The sequence below is a fragment of the Parasphingorhabdus halotolerans genome (assembly GCF_012516475.1).
GTDB classification, from domain to species: Bacteria; Pseudomonadota; Alphaproteobacteria; order Sphingomonadales; family Sphingomonadaceae; genus Parasphingorhabdus; species Parasphingorhabdus halotolerans.
In genome coordinates this window covers 379,913-394,748 of sequence record NZ_CP051217.1, presented here as the reverse complement: position 1 = coordinate 394,748, position 14,836 = coordinate 379,913, and the positions used below count along the sequence as shown (strand labels likewise).

Here is a 14,836-nt window from a genome sequence, read left to right as displayed (position 1 = left end):
CCACTGCACCTATCCCATCTGGCATTGAACCGATTGATATCGTCGATGAGATGAAAACCAGCTACATGGACTATGCCATGTCGGTGATTGTCAGCCGCGCATTACCCGATGTGCGCGATGGCCTGAAACCGGTTCACCGGCGGATTTTATTTGCTTCCCAGGAAGGCGGAATGGTCGCAGGGCGCCCTTATCGCAAATGCGCCAAAATCGTCGGCGATGTGATGGGCAATTATCACCCGCATGGCGACAGCGCAATTTATATGGCTCTGGCCCGGATGACGCAGGATTGGTCGATGCGCGTACCGTTGATTGATGGGCAGGGCAATTTTGGCTCGATGGACCCCGACATGCCCGCTTCCATGCGGTATACCGAAGCGCGATTAAACAAAGTCGCGAACTATCTGCTCAATGATCTGGACAAGGATACGGTGGACTTCGTCCCCAATTATGATGGCAGCCGAGAAGAGCCGCACGTCCTCCCTGCGCGCTTTCCCAATCTGCTGGTTAACGGCGCTGGCGGGATCGCGGTCGGAATGGCGACGAATATTCCGCCGCATAATCTCGGTGAAGTGATTAACGCATGCCTTGCCTATATCGAGCAACCGGGCATCACGATTGACGAACTGATCGAGATAATCCCTGGACCTGATTTCCCTACTGCCCCGCTGATATTGGGCCAATCCGGCGCGAAATCAGCTTATAAGGAAGGCCGTGGATCAATTATGATGCGCGCGCGTCATGTCATTGAGGAAGGACGTGGTGACAAACGCTCGATTGTTTTGACCTCGATCCCGTTTCAGGTTGGCAAATCCGGCTTGGTTGAAAAGATCGCGGAAGCGGCGAAAGACAAGCGGATTGAAGGCGTATCGGACATTCGTGACGAATCTAGCCGTGCCGGCGTGCGCGTGGTGATTGAATTGCGCCGCGATGCGACGCCAGATGTTGTGCTCAATCAACTGTGGCGCTTCACCCCTGCCCAATCCAGCTTCCCGGCCAATATGCTCGCTATTCGCGGCGGCCGTCCGGAAGTGCTCAACCTGCGAGATATTATTGAATCCTTCGTGACATTCCGCGAAGAGGTCATTACGCGAAGGACCAAATTTGAACTGAACAAAGCGCGCGAACGGGCGCATATCTTGCTCGGTCTTGTGGTCGCCGTTACCAATATGGATGAAGTGGTCCGCATCATTCGCGGATCTGCAACACCAACCGAAGCGCGTGAATCCCTGCTTGCCCGCGAGTGGCCGATCGCCGAGATCGCGCAATATATACGGCTGGTCGAAGCGACAGAGGTCGAGGTTGAAGGCGACACGTATAAGCTTTCCGCTGTTCAAGTGAAGGCAATCCTGGACTTGCGTTTGCAAAAACTGACGGCGCTTGGCCGTGAAGAAATTGGTGATGAATTAAAAGAGCTTGCTGTCGCTATTGAAGAATATCTCGCAATATTGGCTGATCGTGTAAAACTCTATGCCGTCATGCGCGAAGAGCTTGAGGAAGTGCGCGATCTGTTCGCGACGCCGCGTGTCTCCGAGATCACCGCTGCCTGGGATGGTCTGGAAGACGAAGACCTGATGGAACGATCCGAAATGGTCGTGACGGTAACCCACGGCGGTTATATCAAACGCACACCGCTCGATACGTTCCGGGCGCAGCGTCGCGGTGGCAAAGGCCGTGCGGGCATGGCAACCAAGGACGAAGACGCGATTACCGAACTATTTGTGACATCTACCCACACGCCGGTGCTGTTTTTCTCCAATCACGGCAAGGTTTACCGCCTGAAAGTATGGAAATTGCCAGAAGGTGGACCGCAAACCAAGGGCCGCCCGATGGTCAATTTGCTGCCGCTGGCCGAGGGTGAAACGATTTCCACTGTGCTGCCATTGCCTGAAGACGAGGCGGAATGGGGCAATCTCCACGTCATGTTCGCCACTGCCAAGGGCGGAGTGCGGCGAAACAGCATGGATAGCTTTACCAATGTACCGTCGAACGGCAAATTTGCGATGAAGTTCGATGAGGACAGTGATGACCGGCTGATTGGCGTGAAACTGCTATCCGAAGGCGATGACGTGCTGCTGGCAACCCGTAATGGCAAGGCGATCCGCTTTGCCGGTGACGCGGTGCGTTCCTTCCAGAGCCGCACATCGACCGGAGTACGCGGAATTGCGCTGAAAGATGATGACGAAGTAATCTCGCTTTCGGTTCTGTCAGGATTTGAAGCATCTACCGAGCAACGGGATCAGTATCTCAAAGCTGCGCCGTGGAAAGACAATGACAACGAACCGGAGCTTTCCGCCGAGCGCATGGCCGAATTCAGCGAAAGCGAGGAATTTGTCCTCACGGTTTGCGCCAACGGCTACGGCAAGCGGTCCAGCGCCTTCGAATATCGTCAGTCCGGGCGCGGCGGCCAGGGCATATTGAATATCGACAATATCAAGCGCAACGGCACCGTGGTGGCGAGCTTCCGCGCTACAGACGACGAGCAAGTAATGCTGGTGACCGATCAAGCCAAGCTCATTCGCATGAAAGTCGCCGATATGCGGGTAATTGGCCGCAATAGCTCTGGCGTGAAACTATTCGATGTTTCCGATGGTGAAACGGTGGTTGGTGCCGCAAAAATTGATGAGGAAGAAGAGCCGGAAAACGAAGCCGAAGAGGCTGTGACCGACGAATTGGTTGATCAGGGAATCTCAGGCGGTGAAGGCGATGCCGTGGTGAATCCGACAGAAGAACGCACCCAAGATGACATCGATTAAAGTTACCCCGTCCGGCCAGGCATGCGGCGCTTCCGTTACGGGTGTTGATCTGACGCAACCGCTGGATGCACCGCAAGTCGCCGACATCCGAACTGCCTGGCTTGAACATCATGTGCTGTCGTTCCCCGATCAGGCAATGACGGACGATGATCTGGAGCGGTTCACTCAATATTTCGGTGACTTCGGCCATGATCCGTTTTTTGATCCCATCGAGGGACGCGCCCATATCGCGGCAATCCAGCGCAATGCCGATGAGAAATCGCCTTTGTTTGCGGAGAACTGGCATAGCGACTGGAGCTTTCAGGCCCATCCCCCTGCCGGCACCTGTCTGATGGGCATCACCATTCCACCGGTTGGCGGGGATACATTATTCGCCAATCAACACGCTGCGCTTGACGCCATGCCGCCAGAGATGCGCGCAAAATATCAAGGCCTTACCGCGATCCACAGCGCACAGCTCGCCTATGCGCCCGACGGTGCCTATGGCGACAAGGACGAAGGCCGCAGCATGGCAATACGCCCCAACGAATCAGCGCGGAAAACCCAGTTTCATCCTTTGATTCGCGCCCATCCCGAGACGGGGAGGCTGGGGATTTTTAGCTGCATGGGTTATATTATCGGCTTTGAAGGCATGGCGCAGGAAGACGCCCTGCCCTTGCTGCAACAATTATACGCATGGCAAAGCCGCGAAGAATTTATCTACCGCCACAAGTGGCAGCCTAACATGCTGATAATGTGGGATAACCGGTCGGTGTTGCACTGCGCAACTGGCGGCTATGAGGGCCATGACCGGCTGCTGCACCGCACCACCATTGCCGCGTACCAGGTTTGACAGCTCAGGCGGGAACCGGATCAGCGCTCTCCGCAGCCATTTCGTGCCGAAGCGTTTGCACCACACCGGTGGCAATGAGGAATTGCCCGATATAATATAGCGGCCAAATCAGAAGGTCTGGCACCATGCTGGTCTCAAGTGGCCCCATGCGCGAAATAATCAGCAGATCGGAAACGACGAACATCACCGCGCCGACACCAACGCGGTAACGCGGAAAACGGCTGGTCCAGGCCATTGCTGCCATCGCTGCGGCAAACACGCAATAGGCGGCTCCGGCGAGGGCCATTGAGCGGTCATCCGGCATGGCAAACGCGATGAGCGCGGATATCGGGACCAGCAATATCGCAAATAGCTTTTGGCTGAACGCCAGCTTGTGCCTGCGATACCGCGCATAAAAGATGATCGCCACGATATGGCCGACGATAAAGACAGCCGCGCCAAAAATCTGGTCAAATTCGATCACCATATCGCCAAGCGCGCCCAGAGCCATGATGATCCCCAGCATTTTTCCGTCAATCCGGTGCAGGCGCGCAAATGCATAGACAGCGAGGAAACCAACGGCTGCCCCTTTCCAGAGCATTAGATAGGTGCCGGGAATCTGTGCGTCGCTCACAAAATAATAGCTGATTCCGAACAACAAGCTGAGCATCAAGTAAGGCCGGGAATCGATAATCGCGCTTTTCATATAAGCCGCTTATCATGCACCGATCAAAACGACCAGATTGACTTTCAGCTTCTTGGGCAACAGATAGGTCGCCATGACAGATGTACATATTATTGGCGGCGGACTCGCTGGATCGGAAGCGGCGTGGCAATTGGCGGAAGCAGGCGTGAAAGTGCGCCTTTCGGAAATGCGCGGATCCGGTGAGATGACACCCGCCCACCAGACCGATGGATTGGCGGAACTGGTCTGCTCCAACAGTTTTCGATCGGACGATGCCGAGAAAAACGCTGTTGGTCTGCTGCATCAGGAGATGCGCGATCTTAATTCGCTGATTATCGGTCAAGGCGACAAACACCGGTTGCCAGCAGGCTCGGCATTGGCCGTGGACCGCGATCATTTTTCGGAAGGCGTCACAAAAGTGCTTTGCGAGCACCCAAATGTCGACATTGTCCGCGAGCGCGTTGATAAACTGCCGGAAAGCGGATTGACCATCGTCGCCACCGGCCCCCTCACCGCAATGGCTTTGGCGGAAAGCATTGGCGCTGCCACCGGCGAAGATTCCCTCGCCTTTTTCGATGCGATTGCGCCGATCGTTTATAAAGACAGCATCAACATGAACATCGCATGGATGCAATCGCGCTGGGATAAAATCGGCCCGGAAGGCGACGGCAAGGACTATATCAACTGCCCGATGGACAAGGCACGATATGAAGCCTTCATCCAAGGACTTCTCGAGGGTGAGAAAACCGACTTCAAGGAATGGGAGAAAAACACCCCCTATTTCGAGGGCTGTATGCCGATTGAAGTCATGGCGTCACGCGGGTCTGAAACATTGCGATTCGGCCCGATGAAACCGGTCGGCCTGACTAACGCCCATACCGGCGAGAGTGCCTATGCGGTAGTGCAACTACGGCAGGATAACGCGCTGGGCACACTCTGGAACATGGTCGGTTTCCAGACCAAGCTGAAATATGGCGCGCAGGCGGATTTGCTCAAAACCATTCCAGGCCTGGAAAACGCCGAATTTGCGCGGATGGGCGGCTTGCACCGCAACACATTTATCAACGCACCCAAGCTACTCGACAAGCAGATGCGGCTCAAGAAAGCGCCACATATCCGCTTTGCCGGGCAGATTACCGGTTGTGAAGGCTATGTCGAAAGCGCAGCGGTGGGCCTGATGGTGGGCCGGATGGTGGCAGCGGAGATTAAAGGCGAGACTTTCACCTATCCGCCGCAAACGACGGCTTTCGGTGCATTGCTGTCACATATTACCGGCGGCGCAGATGCACGCGACTATCAGCCGATGAATGTCAATTTCGGCCTGTTCCCGCCGTTTGAACAGCGCGTGAAGAAAAAGGAACGCAAAGAGGCATATACCGCTCGCGCCCGCGCCGATTTTGTTGAGTGGCATCGACCGTTATCGGCCAAGGGCATGCAACTCGCTTAGCATTTGCAGCGTGGCGCGGTCCGCTTTGGCCGTGTCGTGCGGAATTCTGTCCGGGTTAACTGCCCATTGCGGTCCTTGTCCGCGCTCGCAAATTTTTTGCTCGTCGCCGCGGCCCACTCCTCAAAAGTCAGCAGGTTGTTACCGTCCTTATCAAGCTTTTTAAAGGCCTTGGTGCGGCTGCTCATCAATTCCAGGCGCGTGATTAACTCGTCGCGATCGCGGTCGTAGCGGTTGAAGCGCTTTTCTTCACGAGATGATTGATAGGCTTTTGGCGGGGTTGGCGGCGCAGGCCCAATAGCGGTCTCGGCATCGTCGGCAACAGGCAGGCCTTCCGGGTCGGTCTGCTCGGGCGGTGGCGGCGCATCCGGCAAGACAACTTCCTGACTCTGGGCACCGATCCAGAAAAACAATCCTGCCGCCATGATGAGCAGCATCCCCGAAGCGCCAGCGATGAATCGTTTCATGCCGCTGCCGTTCCTTTCTGTTCAAAACGTTCCTACAGGCCGGTTAATCCGTGCCAGACAATCTTTCTTGCCACTGCGGGCGTCAGCAAGTCTGGTGTCAGTTCCCCATTTTCTACATCGCGCGCCACCAATTTGCACAAAATAGAATAGGGCCGTCCGTTTCTGTCAAATGACCAGTCTTGCCCGCTCGCCAGATGCTTTGCCGATTTCTCGAAGGCGAGACCCCGCATTTCCGGATCAGAGCAATGACGGGCAAAGTCCCACAGGGCCCAGCTCATTGATAGTTCCCGCTGCGCGGATGTTAGTTTCTCGGCGTCCTCCCCGCAAAAACCGAAGAAACCAGCCCCGCGGTCAGTCGCATATTGTTCAAACTGGCGATCATCCCAGGGGAAATCTTCCAGCAACATTTCCCACCCCTCAAGAAGCTGCATAAGGGGACGCAAGTCGGTTCCCTGCGCCTGCAGCATATTTATCTGCTCGACCAACGGCTCGCCAACAGGCCGCTTTTCCGGTGGCATGGTTAAAATATCCCGCCACCAGGTTAACTTTATCTGCCCAATAAGTATTTCACTTGTCGCGCGGATGATATCTGCAAATCTCGAGTCAATCGCAAAAAGCACCGCAAACCGGTCTTTATCTTTCGGTTTTGCATAAGCTAGAACCAAGCGATGCAACGGATCAAGCTGTAAAAACGCGTCACTCATGGTCACGCCGTTGCCAGTTTTCCGTGCGAAATCAAGGTAAAGATTGCTTTAACCCTGTGTGTTTGGCTGCCGCTAACCCTTTTTCCCGTATCTGGGAGGCTGAATTGGAAATTACGCGCAGTATATTGCTGTGCATGGCAATGGGGGCTCAAGCACATGCTTGGCAATAAAAAGACAAAACGGTTCAAATCGATTTTGCGTGATTTGCGCACCGACAACACGGGCAACATCTATTTCATGGCAGCCCTCGCGCTATTTCCGATTGCCGGATTTATTGGCGGCGGCGTGGATATGGGCCGTGCTTACATGGCCAAAGCCCGTTTGCAGCAAGCCTGCGACGCGGGTGCTCTGGCCGGTCGCCGTTCCATGTCGGGCATTGCAATGTCCAATGATGACAAGATCGAGGCACGCAAGTTTTTTGATTTCAACTTCCCTGAAGGCACGTTTGGCACCAATAACTTTGCACCTGTTAACGGGCAGGCAAACCCGAGGTTTGTCGATGGGCCCAAACTGGCTGACGGCACCCCTTCCAAAACGGTTTATGGATATGCAGAGACAACCGTAAATACATCTATCATGCGTATATTCGGTTTTCAGACTATGCAGCTCAAGGTAGATTGCACCAGCCGTCTGGATATCGGCAACGTCGATGTTGTGATGTCGCTTGACGTTACCGGGTCGATGAGCGGATCGCGAATTCAGGGTCTGAAAGACGCGGTTAAACAATTTTATGATATTTTAGGTCCCGGCGGTGCAGCGCAAGGCAGCCAAATCCGCTATGGTTTTGTACCCTATAATGCTCTCGTTAATCCCGGAAAACTTCTATATGATGCCAATCCAGCATGGATTGTTGGTGGCACGGGCACGGCTCAGGAAGATGAATGGAATTACCAGACACGCAAAGCAATCTGGTTGCTTAATCCTCCGGTCGTTACTTACGAAGATATAAGAATCGAAGATGCCACTGGCGATCCGCGTGATGGTTGCGAGGATTTGTTCAGTGAAAACAAGCCGGTTCCCGGTGCCTGGAATCCGTCAGGTCCTGTCAACGGCCAGGGCAACAAAATAACAGTGAGCGGAAATTATTACAAGTTCACCTACAATCAGTACAAACGCAAAAACAAGAATAACATAACCTGCACGCGCAAAGTTGAGAAATACGCTGGTGGACCGCCGGCGACATCAAGTGATTGGCAGCCCGGAGCCGTATTCGATCATTGGGAATATGATGAATATGCGCATAACGTATCGGCCTATGTAGCTTCAATCAAGACCGGCGTCGCAGCACAAAGGCCTACGTTGAATAACAACCCCAGTAGCAATACGGACGGTCCAAAGGACAAGTGGGACGGCTGCATCGAAGAACGCGATACTTATCAGGACATTATTTCGACAACCAACGCTATTCCGGTAAATGCCTACGATCTTGATCTTGATCTGGTGCCTTACAACAAGGCCACAAGATGGCGGCCATATTGGGAAGGTGTGGAATACAAGCGCAACGGATCAACTGTGAGTTCTTCCGATTGCCCTGCTCCGGCGCGTATTCTCGCAGCCTATCCGCAATATGACGGGGTTGGTTACAATTCACCCACCGACAACAGTACTCCGGTGCAGATCACCAGCAATCTCAAATCCTACATCAATGGGCTGACGGCACAAGGCTACACCAACCATACCATCGGCATGCTCTGGGCCGGCCGTCTGATATCCAAAGAGGGACTGTTTAGTGCGGTGAACTCCAAATCGAAAAATGGTTTTAACATTAGCCGCCACATTCTGTTTATGACGGATGGCGACCTCAATGTGAACCCCGATCGATACAATGTTTACGGATATAATCAGCTAGATGGCCGGTTAGGTCCAACCAGTATCGGCAAAACCGAATATGAGGCGCGCCAAGCGCAACGCTTCCAGCTAGCCTGCAACGCGGCCAAAGCCAAGGGAATAACGGTGTGGGCAGTGCAGTTCGGTGTGAGCAATCCAACAAAGAATATGGAAGATTGCGCCACCAGCAAAGATCATGCTTCTGCTGCCAGCAGCAACGCAGATCTGGTCAAAGCTTTTGGCGATATAGCGAAAACCATTGGTGGATTGAGGTTGTCAAAATGATGAAATTGAAAGCTCTCAAAACCCGTCTGCTCGGTGATAGCACAGGCGCTACTCTGGTCGAATTTGGATTGGTCGCACCACCCTTTTTCTTGCTGCTTCTGGGCATCATGGACCTCGGTTACCGTGGCTATGTGGACACGATGTCCAAGTCAATTCTCCATCAAGTTGCGCGAGGCGCTTCTACTGGTGAAATGACGAAAGCCTATATCGAAAAAGAGATTAAAAATGGCCTGACGCCACTTGGTCTCAAAGCCGATCAAATCACGGTCGAAACGAAGAGCTATTTCGATTTTACCAATATCGGAAAACCGGAAAAACTGACGACCGATAAAAATAGCAATGGCGTGGTCGATCCGGGTGATTGCTACATCGACAATAATAACAACGACGTGTTCGATACCGATTACGGTATTGAAGGTACCGGTGGGCCGGATGATATTGTGAGTTACGAAATTACGATCGTGAGGCCGCGACTATTTCCATTGGCATCCATGATCGGTCTGGAAAACACCATGACCATCACAAACAGCACGGCAGTTCGAAATCAGCCTTATGGCGATCAGGTAGATCTCATTGAAACCTGCATATCGGATCTGGATTAAAAATGGATATTGTGAATATGGAAAATACGTCAAAATCCCGTTTTGCAAAAATCACCGACCGATTCCGCAACGCTTCGATCATCAAAAATACCAGCGGTCTGGCATTGATAGAATTTGCCTATACCGCTCCGATCATGCTCGGGATTGGCTTGACGGGAATGGAAACGGCCAATCTTGCGGTGGCTCATTTGCAGATTAGCCAAATTGCAATGCTGGTTGCCGACAACGCCTCGCGCGCCCGGGAATCGATTGATGAAGCGGATATACGTGAAATTTTCACCGGTGCTGACCTGACCGGTGACGCGATCGATTTTTCACCCAATGCACGGATCATTCTCTCGAGTGTAGAAGCTAACGGCTACACCGACTCCCGAAAAGGCCAATGGATCAGATGGCAGCGTTGCTATGGCGGCAACACCAAATTTTCATCTTCCTATGGCAATGAGGGTGATGGACGATACAACTCATCGCTAGCGGCCGGTATTGGACCGACGGGCAAGAAAATTTCCGCCACAGGATCGACGGGCGTCAATTTTGCAGAGGTCGTTTACGACTATAAACCGCTCATCTCTGGGAAAATTTTCGGAAAGAAAGTCATCCGCTATGAAAGCGCTTTCGTCGCTCGTGAGCGCGATGATCACGAATTGAAGAACGGCAGTCTCATTCCAAACAACCAGAAATGGACCTGCGACAAATATAGGACAATTGATAACCCGCCCAGCTAGTTAATTCGGCACTATTGCCGAGAGAGACACCATTTGCAGCTCAGCGATAACAGACTTTCTTTGCTGCCTCGATAATCCGCCCACTGTCTATCAATGCCGCTTTTTCCAGATTCGCGGCATAGGGCATAGGTACGTCTTCGTTTGTGACGCGCATTACGGGAGCGTCCAAATCGTCAAAGCCTTGCTCCATACAAAGCGCTACGATTTCACTAGCAATTGAGCACGTCGGCCAGCCTTCTTCAGCGACAATCATCCGGTTGGTTTTCGCCAAGCTATTGAGCACGGTTTCCGTATCAAGCGGTCGCAGGGTACGCAGATCAATAACTTCCGCCTCGATCCCCTCACCTGCCAGCACATCTGCAGCCTCAAGCGCAAGCCCGACACTTATCGAGTAGCTTACGATCGTGACATCGCTGCCCTCGCGCATGATCCGCGCCTTGCCGATCGGCAATGTGTGATCTTCCAAATCAGGAATTTCAAAAGAGCGGCCATAAAGTAGCTCATTTTCGAGAAAAACTACTGGGTCCGTCGTCTGGATCGCCGCCTTGAGCAGGCCTTTTGCGTCAGCCGCATCATAGGGTGCGATCACGATCAGACCAGGGACCGCCGCATACCAGGGTCCATAATTCTGGCTGTGTTGTGCACCAACGCGGGACGCCGCGCCATTGGGGCCCCGGAACACAATCGGGCAACGCATCTGGCCGCCCGACATATAATTGGTCTTGGCAGCCGAGTTAATTATCTGGTCAATTGCCTGCATCGCGAAGTTGAACGTCATAAACTCGACGATCGGTTTCAAACCGCCCATAGCCGCGCCAGCGCCAACGCCAGCAAAACCGTGCTCGGTAATCGGCGTGTCGATTACACGCTTGGGGCCAAATTCATCAAGTAATCCTTGGGTTACCTTATAAGCGCCCTGATATTCGGCGACTTCTTCACCCATCACAAAGACACTTTGGTCCTTGCGCATTTCTTCTGCCATTGCATCACGCAACGCTTCACGCACCGTGATGGAGACCATTGCGGTGCCCGATGGAATATCGGGATCCTCTGCGCGCGAAATCGGCGCGGCGGGCGCTTCTTTTGTTATTTCCGGACCAGCTTGATCGTCGGGCTTTTCTTTTGAGTCTTCTTCCGCTGCGGGAGCAGGCGCTGGCGCAGGGCTTTCATCAGCTTCACCGGCATCGGCATCTTCATCCTCGCTGGTCATCTCGGCGATCACCGTACCAACAAGAACGCCATCCGTGCCCTCGGCAATCAATATTTTTGAAATCACACCTTCGTCGATCGCTTCAAACTCCATCGTCGCCTTGTCGGTTTCGATCTCGGCAAGAATATCACCCGAGCTGACTTCATCGCCTTCTTTGACCAGCCATTTGGCCAAAGTGCCCTCTTCCATTGTCGGTGAAAGGGCGGGCATTTTCAATTGGATAGCCATTAATATTGCTCCACCAGCACGTCAGTATAAAGTTCGGATGCTTCCGGTTCGGGAGATTCTTCAGCGAAATCAGCCGCATCCATCACGGTTTTGCGTACGGCTTTATCCAGCGCTTTCAGCTCTTCTTCGGTTACGCCCTGCTTGAGCAGCATTGCTTTCAGCCGCTCAATCGGATCAGATTTTTCGCGCACTTCCTGCACTTCGTCACGGCTGCGATATTTCGCAGGATCGGACATGGAGTGACCACGATAGCGATATGTCTTCAGTTCCATCAGAACCGGTCCACCGCCACCGCGCACATCTTTGAGCGCCTCTTCTACCGCGCCGCGGACCGCGAGTACGTCCATGCCATCTACTTGCATTCCAGGGATACGGAAACTTTCACCGCGCCGATAAAGCTGGTCTTCTGAGGATGAACGGTTGACGCTGGTGCCCATCGCATATTGATTATTCTCAATCACAAATATCACCGGAAGCTGCCAAAGCTCGGCCATATTAAAGCTTTCGTAGACTTGCCCCTGATTCGATGCGCCATCACCGAAATATGCGAGGCAGACTCCGCCATCTTCTTTATATTTGTGAGCAAACGCCAGACCGGTGCCAAGTGAAACTTGCGCGCCGACAATGCCGTGGCCACCATAGAAACCATGCTCTACCGAGAACATGTGCATCGAACCGCCCTTCCCCTTGGAGATGCCAGAGGCGCGCCCGGTAAGCTCGGCCATCACAATTTTGGGATCAATACCGCAGGCGAGCATATGCCCATGATCGCGATAGCTCGTAATAACGCTATCCTTGCCCGGTTCAATTGCCGATTGCAGGCCGGTAACCACAGCCTCCTGGCCGATATATAAATGGCAAAAACCGCCGATTAGTCCCAGCCCGTAGAGCTGCCCGGCTTTTTCTTCAAAGCGGCGAATGAGAAGCATTTCCTCATAGAATTTCATCATTTCAGCTTTGCTGGCTTTGTAGATCGGGGTTTTGAGACCACCGGTTGTTTTGGCTGGCGCCGGTTTCACCGCCGATCTCTTTGCCGCAGGTGCCTTCTTGCCAGCAGCCGTTTTGGCCGCCGGTTTCTTGGCAGCGGTGGGTTTTTTAGCGGGCGCTTTGCGCTTGGCCGGAGCTGATTTTGCTATTGCAGTCTTAGGGGGTGCTTTCGCCACGCTGGCCAGTTCCTCTTTATTGGGTCACGGCACCATAGACAGATTGCTCGGATTTCCCAAGCCCTTAAGATCAGGATTTAATAAGAAATTGGGAAGCGTGGTCTTTGCTGGAACAGCAAGCCAATCCAGAATGCTATTTTAACGGAACGATGATTTCATCCGGATGAACCACGTTAACATTCTTGCGCAGCAGTTCGCCGATCAGGTCTGGGTCAGCGCCTCTAGGATCAAGCAAGTTTACACGATTGCGCAGAGCATCCCGCTCAACCTGCAACTGCGCCAGCTGCATCTGTCGCGATTCCAGCGTATTTTGGTAATCACCCCAAGCCAATATGCCGGTCGGGCCCAGCACTGCATAACCGGCAATAAGAAGCAGGGTAAGCAAAGCAGAACCCGGACCGATTGCCGATCTGACCAACCCTGCGATTTTTTCTTTTTGTGCCATAGATTAGCCTTGAATCAGAATATCGATTCGCTGGCAAGCGCGTTAACACTTTTTCTTTCTTCGCACTGGTTCAAGTGCCCTGATCTTGCTCTCAGGCGAAGATTGAGCGTCCGGCATAATGGGCAACCGAACCCAGCTCCTCCTCGATCCGGATCAGTTGGTTATATTTGGCGAGCCGGTCTGAACGCGCCAAGCTGCCGGTTTTAATCTGACCGCAGTTTGTCGCCACTGCCAAATCAGCAATAGTTGCATCTTCGGTTTCTCCCGAACGATGAGACATCACGGCGGTGTAAGAAGCATTATGCGCCATGCGCACCGCTTCCAGTGTTTCCGAAAGCGTGCCTATCTGGTTGACCTTCACCAGGAGCGAGTTGGCCAGTCCGTCTTTTATGCCTTGAGACAATCGAACCGGATTGGTCACAAAGAGATCATCACCAACCAGTTGCACTTTGTCACCAACGGCATCGGTGAGAAGTTTCCAGCCTTCAAAATCATCTTCCGACATGCCATCTTCAATCGACTTGATCGGATAGTCTTTGCACAACTCCGCAAGATAATCAGACATTTCAGCCGGCGTCAGCACTTTGCCTTCGCCAGAGATATGATAGCTGCCATCCCTGAAAAATTCGGTCGCGGCACAATCGAGCGCCAACACAACTTCATCACCAACTTTGAAACCCGCTTTTCAATCGACGCCATCACAAAATCGAGTGCGTCGCGAGTGGAGCCAAGGTTGGGCGCGAAGCCTCCTTCATCACCAACTGCCGTTGCCAATCCCTTTTCGGACAGACCGGCTTTGAGCGTATGAAAAATTTCTGAACCCCAGCGCACGGCTTCCGTCAAACTGTCGGCGCCAATCGGCATGACCATGAATTCCTGAAAGTCGATGGGATTATCGGCGTGTTCGCCGCCGTTGATAATATTCATCATCGGCACAGGGAGAACGCGGGCCGAGACACCGCCAACGTATCGGTAAAGCGGCAGACCGCGGGCATCCGCTGCCGCCTTGGCAACTGCCAGGCTCACGCCCAGCAAAGCATTGGCACCCAGGCGGCTTTTATTCTCGGTTCCATCAAGCGCGATCATCGCCGCATCAATTTCTTCCTGATCTTCGGCATCAGCCCCTGCCAGCGTATCGCGTATCTCGGTGTTGACGGCATCGACCGCCTTCAAAACACCCTTGCCAAGATATTTGGTTTTGTCGCCATCCCGCAGTTCGACGGCTTCATAGGCACCGGTCGACGCTCCTGATGGGACGGCTGCCCGGCCAAAGCTGCCATCTTCCAGCAACACGTCAACTTCCACAGTAGGATTTCCACGGCTATCCAGTATCTGACGTGCGTGAAGATCAAGGATGGCAGTCATTTAAAGATTCCTGTTCATTATTATGTTTTGGGGCTTAGTTATGTGTATTAAAGGAACGCTGCCTTTATCGCGATGATATCGGCATGGCAATGCCCACAACCGCGAGATTGCCATACAAAGCA

At 53.2% G+C, this 14,836-nt stretch carries 12 protein-coding genes and 1 pseudogene; 6 read left to right on the top strand and 7 right to left on the bottom strand.

Features of this window, described 5'->3' with window-relative positions; translation table 11 throughout:
• The first annotated feature begins 50 nt into the window (after positions 1 to 50).
• Positions 51 to 2,753, top strand: coding sequence for a DNA gyrase subunit A (gyrA, locus tag HF685_RS01845; RefSeq protein ID WP_425500198.1), 2,703 nt, complete (start codon positions 51 to 53; stop codon positions 2,751 to 2,753).
• On the top strand, positions 2,740 to 3,585 hold the full coding sequence (locus HF685_RS01840; protein ID WP_168818042.1) for a TauD/TfdA dioxygenase family protein: 846 nt from the start codon (positions 2,740 to 2,742) through the stop codon (positions 3,583 to 3,585). Before gyrA ends, HF685_RS01840 begins: the two co-directional genes overlap by 14 nt.
• A gap of 4 nt (positions 3,586 to 3,589) precedes the next feature.
• Here HF685_RS01840 and HF685_RS01835 read toward each other — a convergent pair whose 3' ends face one another.
• Entirely contained in the window at positions 3,590 to 4,270 is a 681-nt protein-coding gene (locus tag HF685_RS01835; RefSeq protein ID WP_168818041.1) for a lysoplasmalogenase family protein, read from the bottom strand.
• Positions 4,271 to 4,343: 73 nt separating this feature from the next.
• Between HF685_RS01835 and trmFO the strand changes: the two genes are divergently transcribed.
• The gene (trmFO, locus tag HF685_RS01830) at positions 4,344 to 5,696 is read left to right on the top strand and encodes a methylenetetrahydrofolate--tRNA-(uracil(54)-C(5))-methyltransferase (FADH(2)-oxidizing) TrmFO (RefSeq protein WP_168818040.1); all 1,353 of its coding nucleotides are present in this window, start codon (positions 4,344 to 4,346) and stop codon (positions 5,694 to 5,696) included.
• Here trmFO and HF685_RS01825 read toward each other — a convergent pair.
• Entirely contained in the window at positions 5,693 to 6,160 is a 468-nt protein-coding gene (locus HF685_RS01825) for an EF-hand domain-containing protein (RefSeq protein WP_168818039.1), read from the bottom strand. The genes trmFO and HF685_RS01825 overlap by 4 nt on opposite strands.
• Positions 6,161 to 6,192: 32 nt before the next feature.
• Positions 6,193 to 6,864 (bottom strand): hypothetical protein, encoded by a 672-nt coding sequence (locus HF685_RS01820; protein WP_168818038.1) that lies wholly within the window; start codon positions 6,862 to 6,864, stop codon positions 6,193 to 6,195.
• 156 nt (positions 6,865 to 7,020) lie between these two features.
• Here HF685_RS01820 and HF685_RS01815 point away from each other — a divergent pair, with 156 nt between their 5' ends.
• The 3 genes from HF685_RS01815 to HF685_RS01805 are packed head-to-tail and all read left to right on the top strand — an operon-like array spanning position 7,021 to position 10,303.
• A complete protein-coding gene (locus HF685_RS01815) occupies positions 7,021 to 8,976 on the top strand; it encodes a pilus assembly protein (protein WP_168818037.1) in 1,956 nt (651 codons plus the stop codon).
• Positions 8,973 to 9,578 carry a TadE/TadG family type IV pilus assembly protein gene (locus tag HF685_RS01810; protein ID WP_168818036.1) on the top strand — a complete coding sequence of 202 codons (606 nt, stop codon included), beginning with the start codon at positions 8,973 to 8,975 and terminating at the stop codon, positions 9,576 to 9,578. The genes HF685_RS01815 and HF685_RS01810 overlap by 4 nt, the downstream gene beginning before the upstream one ends.
• A gap of 2 nt (positions 9,579 to 9,580) precedes the next feature.
• Positions 9,581 to 10,303 carry a TadE/TadG family type IV pilus assembly protein gene (locus HF685_RS01805; protein ID WP_246218701.1) on the top strand — a complete coding sequence of 241 codons (723 nt, stop codon included), beginning with the start codon at positions 9,581 to 9,583 and terminating at the stop codon, positions 10,301 to 10,303.
• Between the two features lie 40 nt (positions 10,304 to 10,343).
• On the opposite strand, the gene HF685_RS01800 is transcribed toward HF685_RS01805, so the two are convergent.
• From HF685_RS01800 to eno, 4 genes and pseudogenes are all read right to left on the bottom strand, one after another.
• The gene (locus HF685_RS01800; RefSeq protein WP_168818035.1) at positions 10,344 to 11,741 is read right to left on the bottom strand and encodes a pyruvate dehydrogenase complex E1 component subunit beta; all 1,398 of its coding nucleotides are present in this window, start codon (positions 11,739 to 11,741) and stop codon (positions 10,344 to 10,346) included.
• The gene (gene pdhA, locus HF685_RS01795) at positions 11,741 to 12,877 is read right to left on the bottom strand and encodes a pyruvate dehydrogenase (acetyl-transferring) E1 component subunit alpha (protein WP_425500197.1); all 1,137 of its coding nucleotides are present in this window, start codon (positions 12,875 to 12,877) and stop codon (positions 11,741 to 11,743) included. Before pdhA ends, HF685_RS01800 begins: the two co-directional genes overlap by 1 nt.
• Before the next feature lie 160 nt (positions 12,878 to 13,037).
• Complete coding sequence (locus HF685_RS01790) at positions 13,038 to 13,349, bottom strand: FtsB family cell division protein (protein ID WP_168818034.1); 312 nt, start codon at positions 13,347 to 13,349, stop codon at positions 13,038 to 13,040.
• A 91-nt stretch (positions 13,350 to 13,440) separates the two neighbouring features.
• Positions 13,441 to 14,714: pseudogene (gene eno, locus HF685_RS01785) on the bottom strand (phosphopyruvate hydratase).
• Positions 14,715 to 14,836: the final 122 nt, after the last annotated feature.